The sequence below is a fragment of the Bradyrhizobium sp. CCGUVB14 genome (genome assembly GCF_024199935.1).
Lineage (GTDB): Bacteria > Pseudomonadota > Alphaproteobacteria > Rhizobiales > Xanthobacteraceae > Bradyrhizobium.
Genome location: NZ_JANADS010000001.1, coordinates 2,515,581 through 2,539,584 on the forward strand (window position 1 = coordinate 2,515,581; position 24,004 = coordinate 2,539,584).

Annotated in this window: 22 protein-coding genes and 1 tRNA gene; 12 read left to right on the plus strand and 11 right to left on the minus strand. The window is 62.3% G+C overall.

All coding sequences use genetic code 11. The features are described from left to right. Positions 1-588: 588 nt before the first annotated feature. Positions 589-1,401 carry a hypothetical protein gene (locus tag NLM32_RS11615; protein WP_254129109.1) on the plus strand — a complete coding sequence of 271 codons (813 nt, stop codon included), beginning with the start codon at positions 589-591 and terminating at the stop codon, positions 1,399-1,401. A gap of 572 nt (positions 1,402-1,973) precedes the next feature. Here NLM32_RS11615 and NLM32_RS11620 read toward each other — a convergent pair. The 6 genes from NLM32_RS11620 to NLM32_RS11645 form a co-directional block, all read right to left on the minus strand. Beyond that, the gene (locus NLM32_RS11620; protein WP_254129110.1) at positions 1,974-3,749 is read right to left on the minus strand and encodes a retron Ec67 family RNA-directed DNA polymerase/endonuclease; all 1,776 of its coding nucleotides are present in this window, start codon (positions 3,747-3,749) and stop codon (positions 1,974-1,976) included. A gap of 237 nt (positions 3,750-3,986) precedes the next feature. Beyond that, entirely contained in the window at positions 3,987-4,883 is an 897-nt protein-coding gene (locus tag NLM32_RS11625) for a hypothetical protein (RefSeq protein ID WP_254129111.1), read from the minus strand. Between the two features lie 623 nt (positions 4,884-5,506). Beyond that, a complete protein-coding gene (locus tag NLM32_RS11630) occupies positions 5,507-6,118 on the minus strand; it encodes a GIY-YIG nuclease family protein (RefSeq protein ID WP_254129112.1) in 612 nt (203 codons plus the stop codon). A gap of 136 nt (positions 6,119-6,254) precedes the next feature. Further along, positions 6,255-6,665 carry a hypothetical protein gene (locus NLM32_RS11635; protein ID WP_254129113.1) on the minus strand — a complete coding sequence of 137 codons (411 nt, stop codon included), beginning with the start codon at positions 6,663-6,665 and terminating at the stop codon, positions 6,255-6,257. 271 nt (positions 6,666-6,936) lie between these two features. Further along, positions 6,937-7,012: transfer RNA gene (locus tag NLM32_RS11640), tRNA-Ile, on the minus strand. Between the two features lie 335 nt (positions 7,013-7,347). Further along, positions 7,348-8,322, minus strand: a complete 975-nt coding sequence (locus NLM32_RS11645; protein WP_254129114.1) for a tripartite tricarboxylate transporter substrate binding protein — start codon at positions 8,320-8,322, stop codon at positions 7,348-7,350. 107 nt (positions 8,323-8,429) lie between these two features. Here NLM32_RS11645 and NLM32_RS11650 point away from each other — a divergent pair, with 107 nt between their 5' ends. Further along, on the plus strand, positions 8,430-9,395 hold the full coding sequence (locus NLM32_RS11650; protein WP_254129115.1) for a TAXI family TRAP transporter solute-binding subunit: 966 nt from the start codon (positions 8,430-8,432) through the stop codon (positions 9,393-9,395). A 26-nt stretch (positions 9,396-9,421) separates the two neighbouring features. Here the strand turns inward: NLM32_RS11650 and NLM32_RS11655 are convergent, their stop codons facing one another. Both NLM32_RS11655 and NLM32_RS11660 read right to left on the minus strand, forming a co-directional pair. Next, the gene (locus NLM32_RS11655) at positions 9,422-10,636 is read right to left on the minus strand and encodes an ABC transporter substrate-binding protein (RefSeq protein ID WP_254129116.1); all 1,215 of its coding nucleotides are present in this window, start codon (positions 10,634-10,636) and stop codon (positions 9,422-9,424) included. A gap of 104 nt (positions 10,637-10,740) precedes the next feature. Next, positions 10,741-11,634 carry a helix-turn-helix transcriptional regulator gene (locus NLM32_RS11660; RefSeq protein ID WP_254129117.1) on the minus strand — a complete coding sequence of 298 codons (894 nt, stop codon included), beginning with the start codon at positions 11,632-11,634 and terminating at the stop codon, positions 10,741-10,743. A 400-nt stretch (positions 11,635-12,034) separates the two neighbouring features. On the opposite strand from NLM32_RS11660, the gene NLM32_RS11665 reads away from it, so the two are divergent. The 4 genes from NLM32_RS11665 to NLM32_RS11680 are packed head-to-tail and all read left to right on the plus strand — an operon-like array spanning position 12,035 to position 17,172. Continuing rightward, the gene (locus NLM32_RS11665) at positions 12,035-12,868 is read left to right on the plus strand and encodes a substrate-binding domain-containing protein (RefSeq protein ID WP_254129118.1); all 834 of its coding nucleotides are present in this window, start codon (positions 12,035-12,037) and stop codon (positions 12,866-12,868) included. 55 nt (positions 12,869-12,923) lie between these two features. Further along, the gene (locus NLM32_RS11670; RefSeq protein ID WP_254129119.1) at positions 12,924-14,030 is read left to right on the plus strand and encodes a molybdopterin-binding protein; all 1,107 of its coding nucleotides are present in this window, start codon (positions 12,924-12,926) and stop codon (positions 14,028-14,030) included. Positions 14,031-14,043: 13 nt separating this feature from the next. Beyond that, positions 14,044-15,993, plus strand: coding sequence for a molybdopterin biosynthesis protein (locus NLM32_RS11675; protein WP_254129120.1), 1,950 nt, complete (start codon positions 14,044-14,046; stop codon positions 15,991-15,993). Positions 15,994-16,044: 51 nt separating this feature from the next. Beyond that, entirely contained in the window at positions 16,045-17,172 is a 1,128-nt protein-coding gene (locus NLM32_RS11680) for an FAD-dependent monooxygenase (RefSeq protein ID WP_254129121.1), read from the plus strand. Here the strand turns inward: NLM32_RS11680 and NLM32_RS11685 are convergent. Beyond that, a complete protein-coding gene (locus NLM32_RS11685) occupies positions 17,139-17,384 on the minus strand; it encodes a hypothetical protein (RefSeq protein ID WP_254129122.1) in 246 nt (81 codons plus the stop codon). The two genes, NLM32_RS11680 and NLM32_RS11685, sit on opposite strands and share 34 nt — an antisense overlap. A gap of 111 nt (positions 17,385-17,495) precedes the next feature. Between NLM32_RS11685 and NLM32_RS11690 the strand changes: the two genes are divergently transcribed. Continuing rightward, the gene (locus tag NLM32_RS11690; protein WP_254129123.1) at positions 17,496-17,795 is read left to right on the plus strand and encodes a hypothetical protein; all 300 of its coding nucleotides are present in this window, start codon (positions 17,496-17,498) and stop codon (positions 17,793-17,795) included. 6 nt (positions 17,796-17,801) lie between these two features. On the opposite strand, the gene mobA is transcribed toward NLM32_RS11690, so the two are convergent. Beyond that, complete coding sequence (gene mobA, locus NLM32_RS11695; RefSeq protein WP_256562094.1) at positions 17,802-18,437, minus strand: molybdenum cofactor guanylyltransferase MobA; 636 nt, start codon at positions 18,435-18,437, stop codon at positions 17,802-17,804. Beyond that, the gene (fdhD, locus tag NLM32_RS11700) at positions 18,424-19,314 is read right to left on the minus strand and encodes a formate dehydrogenase accessory sulfurtransferase FdhD (protein ID WP_254129125.1); all 891 of its coding nucleotides are present in this window, start codon (positions 19,312-19,314) and stop codon (positions 18,424-18,426) included. Before fdhD ends, mobA begins: the two co-directional genes overlap by 14 nt. Before the next feature lie 105 nt (positions 19,315-19,419). Here fdhD and mobB point away from each other — a divergent pair, with 105 nt between their 5' ends. The 5 genes from mobB (at position 19,420) to NLM32_RS11725 (ending at position 23,879) form a co-directional block, all read left to right on the plus strand. Beyond that, positions 19,420-19,947, plus strand: a complete 528-nt coding sequence (mobB, locus tag NLM32_RS11705) for a molybdopterin-guanine dinucleotide biosynthesis protein B (RefSeq protein WP_254129126.1) — start codon at positions 19,420-19,422, stop codon at positions 19,945-19,947. 9 nt (positions 19,948-19,956) lie between these two features. After that, complete coding sequence (gene glp, locus NLM32_RS11710) at positions 19,957-21,213, plus strand: gephyrin-like molybdotransferase Glp (protein ID WP_254129127.1); 1,257 nt, start codon at positions 19,957-19,959, stop codon at positions 21,211-21,213. A 44-nt stretch (positions 21,214-21,257) separates the two neighbouring features. Beyond that, positions 21,258-21,533: a sulfurtransferase TusA family protein gene (locus NLM32_RS11715; protein WP_254129128.1), complete on the plus strand. Its 276-nt coding sequence runs from the start codon at positions 21,258-21,260 to the stop codon at positions 21,531-21,533. A 317-nt stretch (positions 21,534-21,850) separates the two neighbouring features. Further along, positions 21,851-23,506: an OFA family MFS transporter gene (locus NLM32_RS11720; protein WP_254129129.1), complete on the plus strand. Its 1,656-nt coding sequence runs from the start codon at positions 21,851-21,853 to the stop codon at positions 23,504-23,506. Positions 23,507-23,597: 91 nt separating this feature from the next. Beyond that, positions 23,598-23,879, plus strand: coding sequence for a hypothetical protein (locus NLM32_RS11725; protein WP_254129130.1), 282 nt, complete (start codon positions 23,598-23,600; stop codon positions 23,877-23,879). Positions 23,880-24,004 lie beyond the last annotated feature (125 nt).

Sequence of the window (24,004 nt, forward strand, 5' to 3'; positions counted from 1 at the left end):
AGAGTGGTTCAAAGACACAAGAATACGTTCGCCGATTTAGCCGACGCTCAGGCTTTTTGGATGTGAAGTGGCTTACTGGTGCCGGGTCACACGTTCGTTAGGCGATCGTGACGCCCTGTGAGACAGCGCTGCTTCCGCTTCGCGTTCAGCAGCTGAGTCAGATTTGCCTCGCCCGCGGCAAACCGGTCCGTGAGCGGCGCTTAGCTGCTTCATGCAGCCGCTGCCGTGCTTGCCTTCGCCCTGCGGGTTTCGGCGTGACAGCCTTCGCTGGCTTCGCTCGGAGTTCGTTGCGTTGGCTTGCCGAGCCGAAGGTCGTGAACAGTCCGTCTTCGCGTTCGCTTCGCTGCAGCTAGGCCGGACACGCTTCGCCCTTTGGTCTTGGTGTCCTTTGCAACTTTGCGTGCGCCGATGCTTGAAAGTGCGAGCTTGAGGGGATGACGAAAATGGACAATCGAGCTGACGGCCAGGTCGCCTGCATCTCGCCGGCCGCCAAAATGAATCCACTGCATTGCCGGATTTAAGTCGCATTGCGACCTAGGTCACGGCCAAAACTGACGTCCGGCAGGGGGCGCAACACCGGGGTTTTTCATGTCCGGTCATTTGCGATTTTGTTACACGGCTTTTGCGCTTCTTGCGGGTCTGTCGACATCATCCGCGTTTTCGGCCTCCCTTTCCGAACTCTTCAATGCTGGTCCCGCCACAGCCCCTGCGCGCGCTTCCGCGGAATCGGAGTGCTTGACGCGGCCCGGCAAGTCGACCGCCGATGGCCTGCACTGGGTCTATCGGGTGGAAGGCCAGCGCAGATGCTGGTTCCAGGTCGCCGAAGGAACAGAGACGGTGAAGAAGCTGGTTCAGCAACGCGCCACCAAACATCGTGTCGCCACGGCCGAAGAGAACAAGACCGCGGCGCGCGAGCGGAAGGCGGTGGGGGATGCGCGCGCGGAGCTGCCGCGCTCCGCACCTGCGGATACGTCCCAGCCGGGCCCGTCCGTGCCCGCGCAGGTGGTTGATGCCAGTCCCGTCCTCGCCACCGGGATCGCAACAAGCGCGTCGCCGGCCCCCCTTTCCAAACGCGACCGGCTCACGGCTGACGCGATCGCGCTGCGCCAGGTCGACGTTGAGGCACTCCTGTCGGCGACGCCGGTCGCCGGTGAGGTCGTTGCCGCTGCGGCGATGCCGCTCGCACTTGCCACAGCCGAGGCGGTCGATGACGGGTGGGTCTGGACTTGGCTTGGCATGCTGCTGATGGCCTTGGGGCTTGTCTCCATCCTGAGCGCTGGTCAAATCATTCGGTGGGATGTGCTGCTGCACCAGCTGAGGTCATCTTTCGCTGGCCAGAGGCTGCTGCTGGTCCAAACGCGACCTCGCGGAACGGTGCGGCAAAGCAGCCATTCGGCCTGAGCCGCGCATTTCAGATCGGCCCGGCATCACTGATCTTCTTGGTGGGCCCGGCAGTTCTGCAATCGATATGCCGTTTCAAGTGGTTGCGATGGCTAACCCGGACTTGGTGCGTACTAAAGTGGCTTAGCGTTTTTCCTTTTATGGCGAACCGAGATGCGCTCTCGCGCGGCTGGCAATGCTGGGGCGCCGCGATGGACGCGCCATAAACGCCGGTCTGCTCGATCGATCGCGATGGGAGCGGCAGCCATGAAACCGAGGCAACAACAGAGCGAGGCCAATCTGACTTGATTACAAAAAGCACCCCTTCGGAGGGGCATCATTCTCCGAAGGGGCCTGCAGTGATCGCTGCCGCCAGACAAGCGCTCATCATTGCAGAAACTGAAGCCTGAATCGTGAGTCTAAAAAAACTGAAACAACACAGGAGATAAACAATATTTTCAGCAGGAGCACGATCATGCACAGTCGTAACGACGACGAGCGCAAACCTAAGTCTAGATCCAATGTCAAATTGCCGTCTAGCCCTGATCTGACCGACGCCGAGCCGATCCGCGCGCACTTCTTTTCGGAAGTACCTATGTGGTCGTGGCAAGGGCAGGCGCCGAAGCTGTAGGAGGTGGGGCAGGAGCAGCAGGAGTCGGTGGCTTATAGTGGTTCAGTACAGCGGAAATGCGGTCCAGGATTTTTCCAAACAGTGAAAAGTCGATTGTGGCCGCGTTAGGTCGAACGACCTTTTCGGCAAGCACGACCTTCCCGAATTCCTTGGTCGTATCAATTTCTGGTGCTGGATTAAAAGTCTTTCCATCAACCGGGACTTTGAGAACTGAAGGGTCAAAAAAGCTTTCAATGCACGACGTGCCTTTTGCTCCGAGCTCTGGCGTCTTCACTAAGTAAAGATTGTGGCCGAGATGGTAGAAAGGTGCAGCGCTTGTGAGCGTAATAGTCACGCCGAACGCTTTCTTGACGGAGTCAAATATGCTGGTGGTGTCGTTATCAACCAGCAGAATGACTGGATGCAAGAGCGGCAGGTATGTGAAATGTTTCAGGTATTTCTTATAGTCTTGTATCAATAGTTGCATCCCGCCGACGCCACCGCCAAGCTTCATCACTTCGTTCGCAGTCTTGGAGTGGTTGAAGAAACTTATTTTGTAGCTGAATGTCTTGCCGGCCGGAGATCCGAACGCCGGATAGAGCGGGAACAACGAGCGAATGGCTAGTCTAAGAAAAACATTGTCAGTCTTCCCTTCGCAGACAAGCAAAGGCCGGTTTAGCGCGACGAAGTATTTGAAGAACAAGAAGGTTCTGTAGAGTTTTCGGACGCCGGTGTCTTTCTTTTCGTCCGGTATGTCGGTGATGCGCGCGCGAGCAACCGTGCGCTTCACGTGAAAGACGTGCGTCATCATTCCGCTGATGAGGTTCAGGGACGTTGTCGGCGACGCGCCCGGGCTAAAGTAGGAGCCGGAGGCAAAAACAGCATGGGCCATCGAGCGCAGTCGTCGGTAGTATTGAGCTTCGATGTTCACCTTTCTGTTGACCGTTAATCCGGTGACGGATTGACGGTTAGTTTTCGACTGCATCCGCGTCTTGGCTGGGTTGGGAGTGAAGCCCGCGCGTTGTATGGCCTTTACCAACGGAGCACCCAATTCCCATTGCGATGGGGCTGTCAGTGATTGGGAAGCAAGGTCAGCGGGAAAAATCTTCAGGTTCGTCGAAAAGGTTATGTCATCGGCATAACGCGAGTACGAGCAAGTATTAGCTTTCGCAAGCTGCACTAAGCGAACGTCCAATAGGTGGGCTATCAAGTCTGAAATTATTGGAGATGTCGGAGCGCCCTGGGGAAGCTCGTTGTTGTGGCAAGCAATCTGCGCGATGATGGTCGCGACATTTGGATGAAGTTTAAAGTCATTGTTGTGAACAAAAAAGCCGCGAACGCGGCCGAAATTGAACGACGGAAAGAAATCCTCGATATCCAGATTGAGAACATAACGCCGTTTGATGTGTGGCCTTGCGTTGGTGATTATCGAATGCGCTTTGCGAAAGCCGTGAGAGAGGGAGCTTCTTTTCGGCGACGTGGTCTCGATCTCTTCCCTGCATTGATATAGTACTTTTGAAAGGTGGCGCTGAAGCCGCTTGAGCCGATCCTCCGGGGCGCTGATGACCCTGACGCCACCGCTCTTTTTTGGCACCGAAAATTGTACGTATCGGGCGGATGGTGGGAGTTTGTAGATCAGATAGGCAAGGGCTTTTGGCTGGTAGCCCAAAATGGCAGCGAGATCGTGCAGGGTAGTCGCAGCCTTAAGCTTTGCTAAAACGCTCAATTTCCACCTTGGAGAAAAGCGGCTTACAGGCACTCCTTTGCGGTCCCATGTACATTCGTATCATTTCGACCAGTTGCATTATTCGAGTGCCCGGAAGCCATCGTAGCCGGACCTTGAATCTTATATTGCGATGCGCAATAACGAATCTGCCTGTAAGCCTTGCTGAAGAGCTACTAGACCTCACCAAGGAAATCAACCTGAAGTAATAGTTCGACTTTAGTTGCAATTAGCAAGCCGCCACGCGAGGTTCTTCTGACGGTCGTGCTCTGACTAAATCCCAATAGAAAACTGTTCGCCGCCTATCACTTCAATAATCTCAAGCACCTTGGTGATCTCTATATACTCTTCGATCATATTTCCTTTGTCATCGAAGACGTAGGTGAACTTGACATTGCATCGCATCGCGTCACCCGAATGCAAGCCTTTCACTCTCCGTTCGTGAAAGTCGCGCAACCAATCTTCATCAGTGATCTTTGCAAAGACTGGAAACTTGCCTCTCGAAAACTGCCACTTTGAATTTCCGACCATGTCTGGCTTGCGGATCGTCAGGATTATTTCGCCGTCGCTGTGCTTTTCAGTGAACGTCTTTTCAAACGGAATGATTTCGGCCGGGTCCCAAGTTTGGGACAGGTCAACTTTGTAAGGCTTGATCCCGGGAGCTTCCAGCAACAGTTGATCTTTGGGTCCCGTCAATAGTCGTTTGCCGTCTTGCAAGGCGTCGAGCGCCGCTACCAATTTTGCTTCATGTATGGGAGGATAGTCACCTAGGCGTCGCAGGTCACTCGTGGAAGCTAGCTTGCGTAGATCATCGCGCAGTTCGATGGCCGCAGTAGCTGCTGTTTCCTTGTCTTTATCGAGCCATTGTATCGCGGCGTACTTGGCCTTCACCAAAGCCGGACCTATCGCCTTTTTGATTTCGCCTTGCTTCAAACCCTCATCATCGATGTGCTTCAAAAGGCTGCTGAGCAGAACGCGAATTGATCCGGCCTTGATATCCTCCAGCACCATGGTCGGCTGCAATCTGACATCGACCGTTCCGGCAACCGCTTCGTCCAATTGTTCGAACCCGCCGATCAGTTCGCTGGCGGCGTCAAAGATGCGTCTTGGATTGCCTTGACCTCTTTTGAAAGAGATTCTGAATGAAAAGTCCGCAGTCGCAGTCGGCATTTTACGGGCCCCCTAGTCTCGCGAGCGATTACGATTTCACAACCTAGCGTGATTGGGTAGCCCGACGATTTGCTTTGGCTGTGGGCCGATTTGACGGCCCGGGCCGCATTTTGCACCGTGGCGAGCGTGGCCAGATGGCCAGCGGGCGCCAGCCAGCGGCCTCTCGGCCCAAGGCAGGTCCAAAGACCGGCCAAGATGCCCGAGGCTGAACATCGCCGCGCGGCGCCATGACGTGCATGAGATCGGACAGCAGCACATCAACAGCGACGGAAGCTGTGGCGCCCCCATAAGACGCTACGGACAACCGGCAAGCTGTTGAAGATCGGTATGCTGCCTGAATTGCGGGCGGCGCTCGAAGCCCTGTCTAAGCAGACGAGGGCGGATGGGGTGTTGACGCTCCTGGTGACCGACCACGGGGATTACGGTGACAGTACACTTAAATGACAAGACTTCTGGTGATCGATAGTGGTCGAGATCATCGAGTGCACTGCCACCGTAATTCAAGCAGTCCGGTTGGTTGACAGTGGGAGACGAGCTAGCCAAGCAAGGCATGGCCGCGATGATGCGTATCGAGGCACCGCGGGTCAGATGTCCGCGATGGAAATCGCCGCATGGCTCTCAGCCTAATCTTGGTTTTGGCCATCTTCTCTCCACTCTGAGAGAGTCTTTCCCTCGTATTTCCAATAGTCCGGCCCGGCTACGGCCGACCAAGCAAACCCCTTTTCATGAGCGATCTCCAATGCCGAACTGGAGAGGCTGTGCTCTTGCCCGCGGAACTCCACCCAGCGCTCACCTTTGACCGTACAGCTGATCTGATCGTCGAACACAGATTGAAGAATTGTTCCAGGTGCTATCCCAACCTTTGCGAAGCTGAAGTTCGCTCGCCGCTTTTTCGCTTCACCCAAGGCTTCCTTGTCGCCCGGTTCGGTGAAGATTTCGGCGCCAGGTGTGACCTCGTTAATGCACAGAAGTTCGAGGATCGCCTTCGGCTTATCAGGAGATAGTCTAAAGAACTCGCGACTGGGGCGAACACGATGATCGCCGAACGCCGTGTGAATAGCCCTCTCCGCCTTTGCGGCGTTGCTTACCTCTGCCGCATAAAAGCACTCAAAGGGAAGTGGTGCGGAAGTATTGTCTAATTGCTTCACTCTCTGCGAAACGTCACCGTTGGTAATGCCGATCTTCACGAGTCCAGGCATTGCTTCGTTCGTCAGAATGTAGACAATTTCAGCCAATTCGTGTCTCCTCCTTTACGGTGACTAAGCACTCGTCGAGTGTACGCAGGCGCCCGGAACGACGGAGTGCACTGGCGCTGTAACTCTCGTAGTCCTGCTTAACATCGGTGTGCATGGACTGATGGATCGCACAACGCTAGCGATCTCTGCCGGGTAAAAGACTCATTATCTCTCGGATGTTGGCGAGAATTGCAGCGTTTATTGATCTGTTGCCGTCGCGGTTTTCGGTGAAGATGCGACGAACTCTCGCTCGTTTCTCCTTCGCAAACCGCTCGACCTCTTCAAATGTTGCCTTTTGGGATCGGCTCGCAACAATCATGACCCCGAGCTTGCGGTAGAGTTCGATGAACTCTAGCCCCTCTCTGACAACGGTAGCGTTGTCTCCGTAGCTATTCACGCCTATAGCATAGTTTCGTCGGGGCATCGGAAAGACGCCCAGCACATCACCTGCGAGTTTCTCGTAACCGAGATGCTCAGTAGTGAATTGGCGGATGGTGCTACTCTTGCCGGTATTGGCAGGTCCGGTCACGCAAATGATTAAAGCCATTTCGGTACCCTAGTCTGAAGTGCGTTTTAGAAAACGCCAACGTATCTGCGACCTGGCGCAACGTCTAGATGTGCCGCGAGCTCAACCACGACCAGTCGTCTCAGCGTCGGTGCGCGCCACGCGAAGTCTGAGAGCTGCTTACCAGCCACAGCTGTCGTGTTCAGTTGCCCGCCTTCGCCCTCAGGGCTTCGGCGCGGCAGCCTTCACTCGCTTCGCTTTTTGATGTGTGGCGCTGGCTTGCCAAGCCGAAGCCCGCGAAGCGAGCGAAGGCTGGTGGGCCCGGCAGGACTCGAACCTGCAACCAGACCGTTATGAGCGGCCGGCTCTAACCATTGAGCTACAGGCCCCGCCGCGAGACGGCCTGCGGGAATGCGAAGCCGGCAACGGTGCGCGGTTCGTTTACAGGGATGGAGGCGGGCGTGCAATGCCGGGGCTCGCCGATCTGAACGTCGGCGCCGCGTTGCGGGTGATTTCCAAATATCCGAATTTTGCGATGATGGGCTTATGCCACTGTTTTGCCCGACGTGTCAAACGTGTTTTGGGGCGACTCTCGCTTTCGCTTCTGTAACTTGCTGAAATCGCCGGATTTTTCTACTGTGCATGGGGTTGTTTTCAGCTTTTTGGTCAGAGGGCCCGGAGGTCCCTCTGTCTTGCGGGCGCATGACCGGCGCCGACCTGCCGCTCAGTCCACCGAGACCCCGGCGAACTCCACGACCTTCTTCCACTTCGCGGTCTCATCAGTGACGAGCTTGCCGAACTCGGCCGGCGTCATCGGCTTGGGGATGCCGCCGTTCTCGGTCAGCCGTGCGATCACCTTTGGGTCCTTCAGCGCATCGCCGACGGCCTTGTTGAGGATCTCGACGATCTCGCTCGGCGTGCCCTTCGGCGCGGAGATGCCGTAGAAGCCGACCGACTCGAAGCCCGGCACGGTCTCGGCGATCGCCGGCACGTCGGGCACGGCGGGCCAGCGCTGCGGCGAGGTCACGCCGAGTGCGCGGACATTGCCGCCGCGCGATTGCTCGAGCGCGGACGGCAGATTGTCGAAGATCAGCTGCACCTTGTTGGAGATGATGTCGGGGAAGGCGATCGCGGAGCCGCGATAGGGCACGTGCACCATGTCGCACTTGGTCATCGCCTTGAACAGCTCCGCCGACATGTGCACCGAGGTGCCGTTGCCGGAGGAGGCGAACGAGATCTTGCCGGGGTTGGCCTTGCAATAGTCGATGAACTCCTGAACCGTCTTCACCGGCATCGCATTGGAGACGACCAGCATGTTGGTGAGCTGCATGATGCTCGCCACGGGGGTGGTGTCGCGCAAGAAGTCGAACGGCAGCTTCTTGTAGAGCGAGGTCGAGATCGCGTTGTTGGGCGCGACGAACAGAAGCGTGTAGCCGTCGGGGGGCGAATTGATCGCGGCGCCGGCCGCGATGTTGCCGCCGGAGCCGGCACGGTTCTCGACGATGAATTGCTGGCCGAGCCGATCCGACAGCGCCTGCGCCATGATGCGCGCGACGATGTCGACCGGGCCGCCGGCGGCAAAGCCGATCATCCAGTGCACGGGGCGGTCGGGGTAGGCGGCGGAGGCGGGAGGGGAGGCTGCGAAAACACCGAGCAGAAAAACCAGCCCGAAAACAGCGCACCGCAAAATTCGCAACATGATGCCTCCCATTGTTCTATTGTCGTTGCGGAGCATGCTTTCACAAAAACCGCCCGCTGCCTACATCGCCTCAAGTCGATGTTGACGCAGGCGCAGCCGGAACGACCATGACATTCGCAATCACGATTCTCGTCAGTGCGGCGCTGCTGTTGAGTCCCGCTGCTGCTCAAACCGGAGGCAACGCCATTTCGACCAGGACAATCAGCTTGGGGACCGCGACGCCAGGCGGCGGCTTCCCGCTCTATGGCAACGCCTTTGCGGAGGTGATGAACGCGGCGGACGCCTCGCTCACGATCGCCCCGCGCAACACCAAGGGCAGCAACGAGAACATTCCGCTGCTGGAGAAGGGCGAGCTCGATCTCGCGCTGGTCGCGGGCGAGCCGGCCTATGAGGCCTTCGCCGGCATCGGGCGGACGCCGGTGCGGTTGAAGATCCTGACCGCGATCTACTCCAACCCCGGCATGTTCGTCGTGCGGGCGGACAGTCCCTACAAGACCATTCACGATCTCGTCGGTCAGCCGGTTGCGTTCGGCGCGAAGGGATCCGGCCTGCCGATCCTGGCGCGCTACGTGCTCGATGGCCTCGGCCTGAAGCAGGACGAGGATTTCAAGGCGATCTATCTCGATCGCGCCGGCGACGGGCCCGCAATGGTCGAGGATGGCCGCGTCGCCGCACTCTGGGGTGCCGGCATCGGCTGGCCGGGTTTTGCCGCGGTGGCATCGAGCGCGTCAGGCGCGCGCTTCATTGCACCGAGTGCCGAGGAGATCGCGCGCATCCGCGCCAAGCACGCGTTCCTCAAACCGCTGACCGTGCCGGCCGGCTCCTATCCGAAACAGTCCGAGCCGATCGCCTCGCTCGGCTCCTGGAGCTTTGTGCTGACGCGCGAAGACCTGCCCGACGACGTCGCCTATCGTCTCGCCAGGACGCTGCACGGCCTTGAGGCGGATTTCTGCAAGAAGCTCGCACAGGCCTGCGAGACCACTGCGGCGAATACGGTCGCCGCGGCCCCGAAGCCGGAGCTGATTCATCCGGGCGTGCTGAAGTACTTTCGCGAGATTGGCGTGGTGAAGTGACGGTCGCCTGAGCGACCGTCACGCTCTCACTTCTTCAGCATCGGACACGCCGGATCCGGCGGGCCGAACGCCTTGTCGCCGGAAATCGTCGTGAGGATCTTGTAATAGTCCCACGGATATTTGCTTTCCTCCGGCGTCTTCACCTGCACCAGCCAAAGGTCGTGCACCATCAGATTGTCTTCGCGCAAGTGGCCGTTGCGGGCGAAGAAATCCTCGACCGGCGTCTCGCGCATTTTCGCCGCGACCTTGAGCGGATCGTCGGTGCCGGTCGCCTTGATGGCGTTGAGATAGTGGATCACGCTGGAATAGACGCCGGCTTGCCACATCGTCGGCATCTTGTTCATCTTGGCGAAATAGCGCTTCGACCATTCGCGCGTCTTGTCGTCCATGTCCCAATAGAACGACGTCGTCAGCAACAGGCCCTGGGCCGCTTGCAGGCCGAGGCCGTGGATGTCGGTGATCAGCGCGAGCAGTGCCGCCATTTGCTGGCCGCCCTTGAACACGCCGAACTCCGAGCCGGTCTTGATCTCGTTCATGTTGTTGGGCGGACCTGCCGCGATGCCGATGATCTTGGCCTTGGAGGCCTGCGCCTGCAGCACGAAGGAGGAGAGGTCCGGCGTCGCCAGGGGCGGCTTCACCGATCCCAGCACCTTGCCGCCATTCGCCGTGATGACGCTGGAGGCGTCGCGTTCGAGGGAGTGGCCGAAGGCGTAGTCGTCGGTGATGAAGAACCAGCTGTCGCCGCCGCGCTTGACCACGGCATCCGCGGTGCCGACCGCGAGCGCGCGGGTGTCGAACACCCACTGCATGGCATAAGGCGAGCAGAACTTGCCGTGGAAATCGGCGGTGCCGGTGGAGTGGGTGATGAACAGCCGCTTCTTTTCGTTGGCGATGTTCTGCACCGCGAGGCCAACGGCCGAGACCGGCACGTCGACGATCAGATCGACCTGATCGACATCGTACCAGCGCCGCGCGATTCCGGCGCCGATGTCGGCCTTGAGCTGGTGGTCGCCGATCACGATACTGATCGGCTTGCCGAGCACGGTGCCGCCGAAATCGTCGATCGCCATCTGCGCTGCCGTCACCGAGCCCTGGCCGGTCGGCGCGGAGGCGGGGCCGTTCATGTCGGTGAGCACGCCGATCTTGACGATGTCGTCGGACACCTGTGCCGTTGCGGCACCCGACAGCAGCGCCGCCGTCAAGGCAGCCGCGACCGGCAGTCCAAATCTCGCTGGATTCACGCTTGTCCTCCCCTGATCCGGCTCGTTGGCCGAAAGTTGCCTGTCCCGGGTATGGCCCGGCTGAATTGGTTTCTTTTGCAACTATTTTGGGGCAGGCGTCAATCTCAGGCGGCGAACCGGATCTGCCCGGCGGGCGAGGGATCGTAGCCGGTCAGCTCCTCGGCGCGCTGGCGCAGCCGCCGTTCGCTGAGGAACCGGATCAGGGCCTGCATGGCGGGGCGGAAATAGCTGCGCTGCCGCATCGCCAGGTCAAAATTCTCCCAGACCAGCGGGACGAAATCGAGACCCGCCGAGCGCGCCGCGGCGCGTGTCGCAACGCCGCAATCGGCCTGTCCGGCGCGGACCAACTCGGCGAGATCCGGCCCGGTGAGCGCCGGTGTCTCCACCCGGCGCAGATCGCGCATCGAGGCGCCCGCGCGCGTCAGCAGAACGTCGAGCAGCATCTGCGCGCCCGTGCCTTGCTGCCGCATCGCCATCCGCGAGCCGAGCGCGAGCACGTCGGAGAGGCCGCGCAGCCGCTTCGGATTGCCCGGCGGCAACACGAGACCCTGCTCGCGGCGCACGAAGGCAACCAGCAGCGCGTCATGCAGGTCAGGTGCGTCCCGCAGCGCCGTCACGCTGGCGTCGGAGGCGAGATTGCCTTCGGTATCGAGGCTGTGGAAGTGCACGGCGGCCGCCATGACCTCGTCGCGCTGCAGGCGCTCGAGCCCGCGCGCACTGCCTTCGGTCATCGATCCCAGGCCCGAGCCGGATTCACGCAGGCTCCAATCCAGCAGCTCGTCCTGGCTGCCGCCCACGACCGGCGGCGGATCCGCCGTCAGCATGCCGGCCGGTCGCGCCATGCCCGATAGCACCCAGAGATCGAGCTCGTGACGCGGGAAGAGCCATTTGCCGGTCACCTTGGTGCACGGGATCGCGCCGTTGGTGACGAGTTCGTAGAGCTTGCGTTCGCCGAGACGGAGATAGTCCGCGGCTTCACTGGTCGTCAGGAATTCCATCCTGCATTCCTATGCAAATTCTTGCTTCTTTTTGACGTTTAACGCAGGTGGAATTCTGCACTTCGATTTTTGTCCGCGCGAACCATGCCTGATGATCTCGTTGCTTTGCAACACATCCTGACACGTGTTTTGATTTTGGTTGACGATCTTGCGAGGCTCGAATGGTGCGGACCTTGCGACCCGCGTTTTGCGCGTGATTGCAATCAACGTGCCGGTTGATTGATTGCCGAAACTTCCCGGATGACTCGTCTCATCGTGGCCGCGGAGGCGCCGTGAACTTGCCTTTCGGTAGTGCTAAAAGCCGCACTCTATCTCCTGTTGCTGCCGAAGCGAGGCAAGACCGTCACGAGTGTGGCGCAATCGATCATCAAGATCGCGTCGCATCCAATGGGAACCCGTCATGGCCGTTCGCCGATTGACCATCGCATTTGCGCTTCTCTGCAGCCTTGCCGGGGGCATCGCGGCTGCGTCTGCCGAGGAGCGTGCGATTGTCCTGGCCTCGACGACATCGACGCAGGACTCCGGCCTGCTCGACTATCTGCTGCCGATTGTCCGCGACAAGACCGGCATCGAGGTGACGGTGATCGCACGACGCAGCGACGAGGTACTCGACGGCGCGCGGAGAGGGGAGGCCGACGTGGTGCTGATGCATGCGCGGCCGCAGGAGGAGAAATTCGTCGCCGACGGCTTTGGCGCGAAGCGCTACGACGTGATGTACAACGACTACGTCCTGATCGGGCCGAAGAGTGATCCTGCCGGCGTGAAAGGCAAGGACATCGCGACCGCGCTGAAGGCGATCGAGGCCAAGGGTGCGCCGTTCATCACGCGTGGCGATCGGTCCGGCACCCACGCGGCGGAGCTCGCGCTCTGGATCGTCGCCGGCATCGACATCGCCAGCACCAAGGGCGCCTGGTATCGCGAGAGCGGGCAGGGCATGACCGCCGCCCTCGACGCCGCACGCACGGCAAATGCCTATGTTTTCGCAGACCGTGCCAGCTGGATCGCCTTCAGGGAGCGCGGCGATCTCGACATCGTCGTCGAGGGCGACAAGCGGTTGCTCAACCAATACGGCGTGATGCTGGTGAATCCGGAGAAGCATCCGAACGTCAGGAAGGAACTGGGACAGGCCTTCATCGACTGGTTGATCTCGCCGGAGGGGCAGGCGGCGATCGCCGGCTACAAGGTCGAAGGGCAACAGGTGTTCTTTCCGAATGCGGACAAGCCGGGCGGCTGATTGGTCGAGGCGCGAGCGGTTGCCAAACCGCACGATGCGTGATCCATCATGAAGCATGACCCAGCGCCTGCCGCCCTCGCTGACGCCGCTCGATACCGCGCTCGCTATTTTGCTGCGCGGCGTCGGTCCGGTCGCGCCGGTCGAATTGCCGCTGGCTGAGGCGGTCGGCTGTATCGCCGCGGGGATGCCGCAGCTCGCAGCCTGCCCGCCGCACGACATCGCCGCCGCAGATGGCTGGGCGTTGCGCGCCAACGATCTCGTCGGTGCATCCTCCTATTCGCCGTTACCTTTGAGCGAGCTACCCGTGTGGGTCGATGCCGGCGATGCAATGCCGGCAGGATGCGACTGTGTACTCGATGCCGGCGCGGTCGAGGTGTCGGGCCCGCTCGCCCAGGTGCTGGCGGAAGCCGCGCCGGGGCAAGGCGTCGGGCGTGCCGGTGGCGACATCGCAGAGCGCTCGCCGGTGGCGACGGCGGGACGTCCCATTGATGCAAAAGCGCTGTTGCTCGCGCGTGTCGCCGATGTCGAAAGGCTGAGCGTCAGGCGACCGCGGCTGCGCATCGTCAACGTGCCGGGCGCAACCGCGACGATGCAGACGATCACCGGCCTTGCGCGCGCGGCAGGACTTGATGTGATCGCGCATGAAGCCGGCACACGCGATGCGGCGTCGATCGCGGAGGCACTCGATGTCTCCGCCTGCGATCTGCTGTTGACGATCGGCGGCAGCGGCGTCGGTCGCGCGGATGCTGCGATGACGGCGCTGGCTCAGCGCGGAGCGGAGTTCGCCCATGGTCTTGCGCTCCAGCCCGGACGCACGGCGGCCGCCGGGCGGCTCGGAAAAGTTCCCATCGTTGCCTTGCCCGGGGCGCCCGGTCCGGCACTCGCGGTCTGGTTCGCACTGGTGCTTCCGCTTATCGACAAGATGGCGGCGCGGCAGCCGCGCCGCCAAGTGATCCTGCCGCTCGCGCGGAAAGTCGCTTCCAGCGTCGGTATCGCCGAGATCGTCCTGCTGGCCGAGGAACATAAGACATGGATGCCGCTTGCAGTCGGTGAATGGCCGCTCCACGCTATTGCCGGAGCGGATGCCTGGCTGCTCATTCCCGCCAGCCATGAGGGATTTGCGGCAGGCGAGCCGGTCGATGCTTATTTGATGCGGGAATGATATGGGTTCCGGCATGACGATGATCCCCAAAGCGCCAGATCGCAGCGCGCTCGAACAGGAGCAATTCCTCAAGATCCTCTCGCGCGAGGAGGCGCTCGCGCGCTTCGAGGCTGGCCTGTTTCCGCGCGCAATCCCAAGCGAGCAGCGCAAGCTTGGCGATGCACTCGGCACAGCGCTCGCCGAGGACATCACCGCCCCGATCGACGTGCCGCCCTTCGACCGTTCCAATGTTGACGGTTTCGCCGTGCGCTCGTCGGATCTTTCCGCTGCCGGCGAAGGCGCACCCGTGCGGCTCGCGCTGAACGGTGAGACCATTCACTGTGGCACCGCGCCTAAGCTGCAGGTCGCGGTGGGGACCGCTACGCCCATCGCCACGGGCGGCCCGTTGCCGCGTGGTGCCGACGCGGTCGTCATGGTCGAGCACACCCAGCCGGCCGGCCCCGATGCGATCGATATTCGTCGCGCCGTCTCGCCGGGCCAATTCGTGTCCTATGCCGGATCTGACATCGCGCGCGGCGAGGCGCTGCTGCGCGCCGGCACGATCATAGGCTCGCGTGAGATCGGCATGCTGGCGGCTTGCGGCATCGCCGAGGTGAAAGTTGCGCGGAAGCCGCGCGTCGCGGTGATCTCCACCGGTGACGAACTGGTACAGCCCGGCGAGGTGCTTGCGCCGGCCGCGATCTACGACACCAACGGCGCCATCGTGGCGGCCGCGATCGACGAGAACGGCGGCGACGCCGTCTTCCTCGGCGCCATTCCAGACGACGAGGCCAGGCTCGAAGCCGCCATGCGCCGGGCGCTGGCGGATTGCGACATGCTGGTGCTCTCCGGCGGCACGTCGAAGGGGGCTGGCGATCTGTCTCATCGCATCATCGGCCGGCTCGGCCAACCCGGCATCATCGCGCATGGCGTTGCGCTCAAGCCGGGCAAGCCGCTGTGTCTCGCTGTGTGCGACGGCAAGCCGGTGGTGATCCTGCCGGGCTTTCCGACCTCGGCGATGTTCACCTTCCACGACATGATCGTGCCGGCGCTGCGCAAGATGGCCGGCCTGCCGCCGCGCTCCGACGCCAAGGTGAGTGCGACGGTGCCGGTGCGCATTGCGTCCGAGCTCGGCCGCGCCGAATTCGTCATGGTTTCGCTGGTCGCCGGCAAGGATGGCCTGATCGCCTATCCTTCCGGCAAGGGCTCTGGCGCGATCACGTCCTTCGCGCAAGCTGACGGCTTTCTGCGCATCGATGCGCTCGCCGACCAGATGCCGGCGGGGGCCGAAGCCGAGGTCACTCTATTCACGCCGCATGTACGGGTGCCGGATCTCGTCATCGTCGGCAGCCATTGCACCGGCCTCGATCTCGTGACCGCACCGCTCGCGCATGCGGGCCTCGTTGTGCGCTCGATCGCCGTCGGCAGCCTCGGCGGACTTGCGGCCGCGAAGCGCGGCGAGTGCGATCTCGCGCCGATCCATCTGTTCGATGACAAGAGCGAGACCTACAACACGCCTTACCTCGCCGAGGGGCTCGAGCTCGTGCCGGGCTGGCGGCGGATGCAGGGCATCGTCTTCCGCAAGGACGACAAGCGTTTCGAGGGGCTCGGCGCAAAGGAAGCGGTCGCTGCCGCGCTCGCCGACCCTGCCTGCATCATGGTCAACCGTAACCAGGGCGCGGGCACGCGCATCCTGATCGACCGGCTGCTCGCCGGAGCCCGCCCGGAAGGTTATTGGAACCAGCCCCGCTCGCACAATGCGGTCGCCGCGGCTGTCGCGCAGCACCGCGCCGATTGGGGCATGACCATTGCGCCGGTCGCCCATGCGGTCGGCCTCGGTTTCATTCCGCTCGCGGAAGAGCATTATGACTTTGCCTTGGTGACGGCACGCAAGCAGCGTCCAGCGGTGCAGGCGTTTCTCGATGCGCTCGGCTCGGACGAGGCGCGCACGGCACTTGAGCGCGCGGGTTTCCGGCCCGCATAGACGACAGACGACGCGGTATCCAAGCCGCGCGTAAGACGGGGGGGGGACGCGATGGCAAGGCCGCTTTCGGTTGCGATCGTCGGTGCCGGCATGGGCGGGCTCGCGACCGCTGCGGCGCTCAGGCGCGTCGGCGTCGACGTGACGGTCTACGAGCAGGCCTCCCAGTTCGCCCGGATCGGCGCCGGCATCCAGATCGGCTGCAATGCGATGAAGGTGCTGCGCGCGCTTGGTCTCGAAGCGCGGATGCGCGAGCACGCGTTCTATCCGCGGTCCTGGAATAATCGCGACTGGAAGAGCGGCGACATCAAATTCGACATGATCTTTGGCGAGAGCGCGGAGGAAAAGTTCGGCGCGCCCTATCTGCTGGCGCATCGTGGTGATCTCCACGCCGCGCTGGCGAGCGCGGTGCCGGATGAGCTCGTGAGGCTCAACCACAAGCTCGTCGGCCTCGACGAGACCGGCGAGGGCGTTCGGCTCAGCTTTGCCAACAGCACCAGCGCTGTTGCCGATGCCGTGGTCGGCGCCGACGGCGTGCATTCGGCGGTGCGCGACATTCTGTTCGACACCGCGCCGGTCAAATTCACCGGCCGTATCGCCTACCGCACCACCTATCCGGCCGCGCTGCTCGGCGAGAAGATCGATGACTGCACGAAGTGGTGGGGCGAGGACCGCCACATCGTGATCTACTATGTCAAGCCTGACCGTAGCGAGGTCTATCTCGTCACCAGCCAGCCGGAGCCCGACTTCCGCATCGAGTCCTGGTCGGCGAAGGGCGACGTGCGCGATCTGCGCGCCTCGTTCGAGGGCTTTCATCCGCAAGTCGGCCAGGTGCTGGCGACGTGCCCCGACGTGCACAAATGGGCGATCATGGATCGCGATGCGCTGGAGCGCTGGGCCGACGGTAGGGTGACGCTGCTCGGCGACGCCTGTCATCCGATGACGCCTTATATGGCGCAGGGGGCCGCGATGGCGATCGAGGATGCCGCGGTGCTCTCGCGCTGCCTCGATGGTGTCGACCGCGACGGCGTCGCGGATGCCTTCCGCCGCTTCGAGGCGACGCGCAAGGTTCGGACCACGCGGGTGCAGGAGACCTCGCGCGCCAACATCTGGCTGAAGGAGCGGACCGATACGAGCTGGGTCTACGGCTACGACGCCTGGTCGGTGCCGCTGGCGGCCTGAGCGGCCCGTTCGCGTACGCGTTCCCGCTCCTCGGCTTCAGCGATGGCACGCTGCGCGGCGGGCGGCAGCGGCTTCGGGTCCACAGGGACCTCAACAATCTCATCGCTGCCCGTGGCCTGTCGGCTCAGCCGTTTCGTGCGATCGATCGCGACCGAGAGGTCGAATACGAAATCGACGACTGCGAATATGGCATTCAGGAGAGAGTCGGCCATGGCTGATCCAGGGGCATGTCCCGACCAGTAGTCGCCGCCGGCCTCGGCCCGGTTCGACGCCCTCGTGAACGCGAACGGCCGCCGCTGCGACCAAGGGGCATGAGCCAGGCCATGACCGCGTTAACCTCCCTCAATTTCCGCAAGATCGCGGCCCTTGTGGCGGCCACCGGCACGCTGTTCTGGCTCTACACGTTCTATGCGATTGCCCATGTCCCGCAGGGCGACGGCACCGGCTTTCAATGGCTCGCGGTGTTTCCGCTCGGCATGGTTTTTGGGCTGTTCTTCCTGCCGGCCTGGCTGCTGGTCGCGATCAACCGGTTGCCGCGGTTTACCACCGTGGTCGGCATTGCCGGCCTGATCGCCTTCGCGATCATCTGGGCGCAGCTTCTCAACGAGTTTCCAAAGTCGTAAAGCGGCTCAGGCCGCGTCATCCAGCGCTGCGAGCCGCTCGGCCTCGGCGATGTCCTCGACCGTGTTCGCATTGAAGAACGGATCGAGCGGCTCGGCCGGCCACGTCACCGTTGCGAGCGGGTAGCGCGCGGTCCAGCGGTCGATCTTGCGGAGATCCTCGACGACCAGCGCATGACGCAGCTCGTCGCGCAAGGCGACGCGCCACAGGCCGATCACCGGATGCGACTGGTCGCCGGATGCGGCGACCGCAAGCTGTGCGTTCTCCCGAGCCCGCGCCTCATGCAGCCCTGCGACGAGGTCGCGTGGCAGGAACGGGCAGTCGCCGGCGGCGCTGAGCACCCATTCGATTTCCGGCCGGTTCGCCGCGGTCCAGTCGAGCGCGGCCAAAATGCCGGCGAGCGGGCCGGGAAAGCCGGGCACGTCATCGGCAATGACTTGCAAGCCGAACGCAGCGAAGCGTGCCGGATCGCCATTCGCATTGAGGATCAATCCGTCGCACTGCGGCTTCAGGCGCGCGATCACGCGCTCCAGAATGGTGCGGCCTCCGATGGTCCGCATCGGCTTGTCGCCACCGCCCATGCGGCGTGCGAGGCCGCCGGCGAGCAGCACGCCTTGCGTGGCGGGAATTTCAGTCGTCACCAGCCTCACCCTTGCGCTTGTGCTTCGCCGACTCCTCTTCGACGTAATCGAGGTTCTGGTCGTAGATGATCCGCTCCTCGCCCGCGAGCGCGATGAAGCGCTTTCCGCGGGTACGTCCGACCAGCGTCAGGCCCACTTGCCTCGCGAGATCGACGCCCCAGGCGGTGAAGCCGGAGCGCGACACCAGGATCGGGATGCCCATCCGCACCGTCTTGATCACCATCTCCGAGGTGAGACGTCCTGTCGTATAAAGGATCTTGTCGGCGGCATCGACGCCGTGGCGATACATCCAGCCGGCGATCTTGTCGACTGCGTTGTGGCGGCCGACGTCTTCGGTGTAGCAGAGCGGCTCGCCCGCCTTGCACAGCACGCAGCCGTGGATCGCGCCGGCCTCCAGGTACAGCGAGGGCATGGTGTTGATGGTCTGCGTCATCTGGTAGAGCCAGGAGGTGCGCAGCTCGGCCTTCGGCAGCGCGACGCTTTCGACCGCCTCGAGCAGGTCGCCGAAAGCGGTGCCCTGCGCGCAGCCCGAGGTCTGCGTGCGCTTCTTCAGCTTGGCCTCGAAATTGGTGTGGTGCTCGGTGCGCACCACCACGACCTGGAGGTCGTCGTCGTATTCGACCTCGGTGACCGCGTCATTATATTTCAGCATGTTCTGGTTCAGCAGGTAGCCGAGCGCCAGATATTCCGGATAGTCGCCGATCGTCATCATGGTGACGATCTCCTGCGCATTCAGGTAGAGCGTCAGCGGCCGCTCCATCGGGACCTTGATCTCGACCCTGGCGCCGGTCTGGTCGGTCCCGGTCACGCTCTCGGTCAGGCGCGGATCGTCGGGGTTCGGGACGATCAGGGGGACCGGGGCTTTGTCGATCTTCATCATGGGGGCGACGTTAGCATGACATTCGGGTCAAGCCGATATAAGCATGCGCACGACGACAGAGAAGCGGTTCCGGCGCGTTATGCGACCGGCGGAGATCGAGTTGCGATGAAAGTCATCGGCCTTGCAGGCTGGAGCGGTGCGGGCAAGACCACGCTGTTGACGCGGCTGATCCCGCATTTCAACGCACAGGGCCTGCGCGTCTCCGTGATCAAGCATGCGCATCACCAGTTCGACGTCGATGTGCCCGGCAAGGATTCCTGGCGCCATCGCGAGGCCGGTGCGGCCGAGGTGCTGGTGGCCTCCGCGAACCGTTGGGCCCTGATGCACGAATTGCGCGGCGCGGCCGAGCCGCGGCTGCCGGAACTGTTGAGCAAGCTGTCCGCGGTCGATCTCGTCGTGGTCGAAGGGTTCAAGCGCGAGCCGCATCGCAAGATCGAGGTGCATCGCGCTGGCAACGACAAGCCGCTGTTGTTCCCCGACGATCCCGGCATTGTCGGGATCGCGACCGACGTCGCGGTTGAAACCCGGCTGCCGACTGTCCATCTCGATGACATCGAGGCCGCTGCGGCACTGCTGCTGCGCGCGGCGATGCCGGTCGAGGAAGCGGTGGCAAGAAGCGCCGCGACGCGCTGACGAGGCACCATGGCGCAACTGTCGGACGATTGCTTTGCCTTCGGTGGACCGATGATGTCGGTCGACGAGGCCGTTGGCCTGATTACGGCACGTGTCAGCGCGATTGCCGATCTCGAGACGGTCGCACTCGTCGATGCCGACGGACGTGTCCTGGCGCGCGATATCGCGGCGCCCCTGCCATTGCCGCCTTTTACCAACTCCGCCGTCGATGGCTACGCCGTTGGCCATGCCGACCTGCCGCGGGACGCGGAACGGGCGTTCCCGCTCGATGGCCGCATCCAGGCTGGTGGCTTGGCGCAGACCTCGATCAAGCCCGGCCACACCGCGCGCATCTTCACGGGCGCGCCGATGCCGCCGGGGGCCGAGACCGTCTTCATGCAGGAAGATGTCCGCATCGATGAGGCCGGCAAGATCGTGCTGCCGCCCGGGTTGAAGCGAGGTGCCAATGTTCGTCCGGCAGGCGAGGACATTCCAGTGGGACACGTCGCGTTGCGCGCCGGCCAGCGCTTGCTGCCCCAGCATGTCGCGCTTGCCGCAGCCTTCGGCCTGACCCGGCTCGATGTCGTCCGGCGTATCCGTGTCGCCGTCTTTTCCACCGGCGATGAGCTGGCCTCGCCCGGCGAGCCGCGCGCGGGCTCGCAGCTGTTCGATTCCAACCGCTTCATGCTCATGGCGATGCTGCGCCGTCTCGGCTGCGAGGTCTCGGATCTCGGCATTCTGCGTGACGAGCGCACCTCGCTTGCCGACGGATTGAAGCAGGTTGCCGGTCACCACGATCTGATCCTGACCACCGGCGGCGTCTCGACCGGGGAGGAAGACCACGTCAAGGCGGCGGTCGAGAGCGTCGGCTCACTCGTGCTGTGGCGGATGGCGATCAAGCCCGGCCGGCCCGTTGCGATGGGCGTCATCGGCGGCACGCCGTTGATCGGGCTGCCCGGAAATCCCGTCGCGAGTTTTGTCACATTCGTCCATGTGGTGCGGCCGACCGTGCTGGCACTTGCCGGCAGCGTGTCGGAGCCGCTGTTGCCGATCCCGCTGCGCGCGGCGTTCACCTACAAGAAAAAGCTCGGCCGTCGCGAATATGTGCGCGCATCGTTGCGGCGTGCAGAGGATGGCTCGCTGGAGGCGGTGAAGTTTCCGCGCGAAGGGGCAGGCCTGCTGTCGTCATTGCTCGAGACCGATGGCCTGATCGAACTGGGCGAAGACGTTGTGCGGGTCGAGCCGGGCGAGAGCGTAGGTTTCTTGTCCTATGCTGATCTTCTCTAGGCCGTTGCATTGACGTGCTCGACCCCTCCCGCCATGTTGCGCCCATGACAAGAGCAACGACCAGAACGACGCTTGATCTCACCGGGCTGAAATGCCCGCTGCCAGCCCTAAAGACGCGCAAGGCGCTGAAACCATTGCAGCCGGGCGATCAGCTCGAAGTGCACTGTACCGATCCGTTGTCCGTGATTGACATTCCGAACCTGATCCGCGAGACGGGCGACACGGTGGAGATCACCGAGCGCAACGAGGCGCGCATCGTGTTCTTGATAGAAAAAGCAAATGGTTCGATAGACAGCGCCAATGCTGCGCTGCGTTCTTGAGCGCGTTACCGCGCTGATACCGACCATTTATCTATCGACATCGATGACGGCTTCTGCCCCAATTGACTTTCTCCGTGCAGGCGCGGAGGTTGAGTCTTGTCCGCGATACGCGGATCAGCGGGCCACGTACGAAGCCTGCAAATCGTATCGGGCATAGAGCGCCGATCAAGGGGTTAACTTTTCAGACGCGCGTGACGATCCTGGCGCGTGTCGGTGATTGTGCGGAGCAGCAGGGACAACAGCTGCACCGCAATGGGCTGAGGACCAGGATGGTAGCGGCAGTTTTGCTCAGAAGGGCAGCTGCAGGGGAGGAATGCATGGCTACAATTGAGAGCGCTGGAACGATTTCGGGCGCCGGCGCGGGGTTTCTTGATCGCGAGCGAACCATCGCGACCGCCGGCTTCAACCGCTGGCTGGTGCCGCCGGCGGCGCTGTGCATCCATCTGTGCATCGGCATGGCCTATGGCTTCTCGGTGTTCTGGCTGCCGCTGTCGCGCGCGATCGGTTTGACCGCGCCGAAGGCCTGCCCGGACATCTCGCTGTGGTCGGAGCTCTTCACCACCACTTGCGACTGGAAGGTCGCAAGCCTCGGCTGGATGTACACGCTGTTCTTCGTCGTGCTCGGCCTCTCGGCCGCGATGTGGGGCGGCTGGCTCGAGCGTGCCGGCCCGCGCAAGGCAGGCTTCGTCGCTGCGCTGTGCTGGTGTGGTGGCCTCGTGCTCGGCGCCATCGGCATCTATCTGCACCAGCTCTGGATCATGTGGCTCGGCTCCGGCGTGATCGGCGGCATTGGCCTCGGCCTCGGCTACATCTCACCCGTGTCGACGCTGGTGAAATGGTTCCCCGACCGGCGCGGCATGGCGACCGGCATGGCCATCATGGGTTTTGGTGGCGGCGCCATGATCGGTGCTCCGCTGGCCAACTGGCTGATGGACGTGTTCAAGAGCCCGACCTCGGTCGGTGTCTGGGAAACGTTCCTCACCATGGGCATCATCTATTTCGTCTTCATGATGATCGGCGCGTTCCGCTATCGCCTGCCTCCGACCGGGTGGAAGCCCGAGGGCTGGACGGCGCCGAGCGAGAAGAAGACGATGATTTCCGAGCATCACGTCCATCTCAACAATGCGCACAAGACGCCGCAATTCTGGCTGATCTGGTGGGTGCTGTGCCTGAACGTGTCCGCCGGCATCGGCGTGATCGGCATGGCCTCGCCGATGCTCCAGGAAATCTTCGCGGGCAAGCTGATCGGCCTTCCGGACGTCGGCTTCAACGCGCTGAACGCGGCACAGAAGGCGCAGATTGCCGGTATCGCCGCGGGCTTTGCCGGCCTGCTCTCGCTGTTCAACATCGGCGGTCGCTTCGTTTGGGCGTCGCTGTCGGACTATATCGGCCGCAAGAACACCTACTACACGTTCTTCATCCTCGGCATCGTGCTCTACGCGCTGGCGCCGACCTTCGCGGCGATGGGCTCGAAGCTGCTCTTCGTGCTCGGCTTCGGCATCATCCTGTCGATGTATGGCGGCGGCTTCGCGACCGTGCCGGCCTATCTGGCCGACATGTTCGGGACCCAGTTCGTCGGCGCCATTCATGGCCGGCTGCTGACGGCGTGGTCCACCGCGGGCATCATCGGCCCTGTCGTGGTCAACTACATCCGCGAGTTCCAGCTCGCGGCCGGTGTGCCGCGCGACCAGCTTTACAACACCACCATGTATATCCTCTGCGCGATGCTGATCGCGGGCCTGATCTGCAACTACCTGGTCAAGCCGGTCGATTCGAAGTGGTACATGAGCGAAGCCGAGGTAGCGAAACTGCAGGCCTCAACGGCCGGAGCGAGTGCGGGTCAGCAGAGTGGCTCGTTCGGGATCGGCACCGGCGGTCTCGACGGCAAGGCCGCGCTGTTCTGGGCCTTCGTCGCCATTCCGCTGGCCTATGGCGTCTACAAGACGCTCGAGAGCGCGGTGAAGATCTTCTGATCGCAAACCCACATCGTCGCGGGATGCTGGCACCTCAGCATCCCGCGACGCTCGCCTGACAAAACTGAGAATGGGATCTAGGGGGATTCTGATGTTACGTACCCGTATCTGTCTTGCCGCCATGCTGCTGGCCGCAAGCGTTCATGTCGTGTCCGCGCAAACTGCAGCGGCGCCCGCCACCACCGCTCCTGCCGCAACGACCGAAGCCAAGCCGGGCAAGATCAAGCTGACCATGCAGAAGCTGAAGGACATGAAGGCCAAATGGTCGGCCAACAAGCCGAAGCTGAAGGCGTGCCGCGCCGACGTAAAGGCCAAGGGCCTCGCCGGCGATGACCGCTGGTTCTACATCGAAGAGTGCATGAACAAGACCTGAGGAGTTCCGCCATCAACTCGCTTTGGGGGCGTGGCAGGGCAGCTGCCCGCCCTCTAAATGATTATAGAGACGTTCTAAATTTGCTTGGCCTCTGGTATACCAGCGGCTAGAGTTGCGTGGAATGA

Excerpts from the sequence above, each read along its gene's own strand:
- NLM32_RS11615 (WP_254129109.1), top strand. The coding sequence starts at position 589 with ATGTCCGGTCATTTGCGATTTTGTTACACGGCTTTTGCGCTTCTTGCG.
- NLM32_RS11625 (WP_254129111.1), bottom strand. The coding sequence starts at position 4,883 with ATGCCGACTGCGACTGCGGACTTTTCATTCAGAATCTCTTTCAAAAGA.
- NLM32_RS11635 (WP_254129113.1), bottom strand. The coding sequence starts at position 6,665 with ATGGCTTTAATCATTTGCGTGACCGGACCTGCCAATACCGGCAAGAGT.
- NLM32_RS11645 (WP_254129114.1), bottom strand. The coding sequence starts at position 8,322 with ATGTTGCGAATTTTGCGGTGCGCTGTTTTCGGGCTGGTTTTTCTGCTC.
- NLM32_RS11650 (WP_254129115.1), top strand. The coding sequence starts at position 8,430 with ATGACATTCGCAATCACGATTCTCGTCAGTGCGGCGCTGCTGTTGAGT.
- NLM32_RS11660 (WP_254129117.1), bottom strand. The coding sequence starts at position 11,634 with ATGGAATTCCTGACGACCAGTGAAGCCGCGGACTATCTCCGTCTCGGC.
- NLM32_RS11665 (WP_254129118.1), top strand. The coding sequence starts at position 12,035 with ATGGCCGTTCGCCGATTGACCATCGCATTTGCGCTTCTCTGCAGCCTT.
- NLM32_RS11670 (WP_254129119.1), top strand. The coding sequence starts at position 12,924 with ATGACCCAGCGCCTGCCGCCCTCGCTGACGCCGCTCGATACCGCGCTC.
- NLM32_RS11675 (WP_254129120.1), top strand. The coding sequence starts at position 14,044 with ATGACGATGATCCCCAAAGCGCCAGATCGCAGCGCGCTCGAACAGGAG.
- NLM32_RS11680 (WP_254129121.1), top strand. The coding sequence starts at position 16,045 with ATGGCAAGGCCGCTTTCGGTTGCGATCGTCGGTGCCGGCATGGGCGGG.
- NLM32_RS11685 (WP_254129122.1), bottom strand. The coding sequence starts at position 17,384 with ATGGCCGACTCTCTCCTGAATGCCATATTCGCAGTCGTCGATTTCGTA.
- NLM32_RS11690 (WP_254129123.1), top strand. The coding sequence starts at position 17,496 with ATGACCGCGTTAACCTCCCTCAATTTCCGCAAGATCGCGGCCCTTGTG.
- fdhD (WP_254129125.1), bottom strand. The coding sequence starts at position 19,314 with ATGATGAAGATCGACAAAGCCCCGGTCCCCCTGATCGTCCCGAACCCC.
- mobB (WP_254129126.1), top strand. The coding sequence starts at position 19,420 with ATGAAAGTCATCGGCCTTGCAGGCTGGAGCGGTGCGGGCAAGACCACG.
- glp (WP_254129127.1), top strand. The coding sequence starts at position 19,957 with ATGGCGCAACTGTCGGACGATTGCTTTGCCTTCGGTGGACCGATGATG.
- NLM32_RS11715 (WP_254129128.1), top strand. The coding sequence starts at position 21,258 with ATGACAAGAGCAACGACCAGAACGACGCTTGATCTCACCGGGCTGAAA.
- NLM32_RS11720 (WP_254129129.1), top strand. The coding sequence starts at position 21,851 with ATGGCTACAATTGAGAGCGCTGGAACGATTTCGGGCGCCGGCGCGGGG.
- NLM32_RS11725 (WP_254129130.1), top strand. The coding sequence starts at position 23,598 with ATGTTACGTACCCGTATCTGTCTTGCCGCCATGCTGCTGGCCGCAAGC.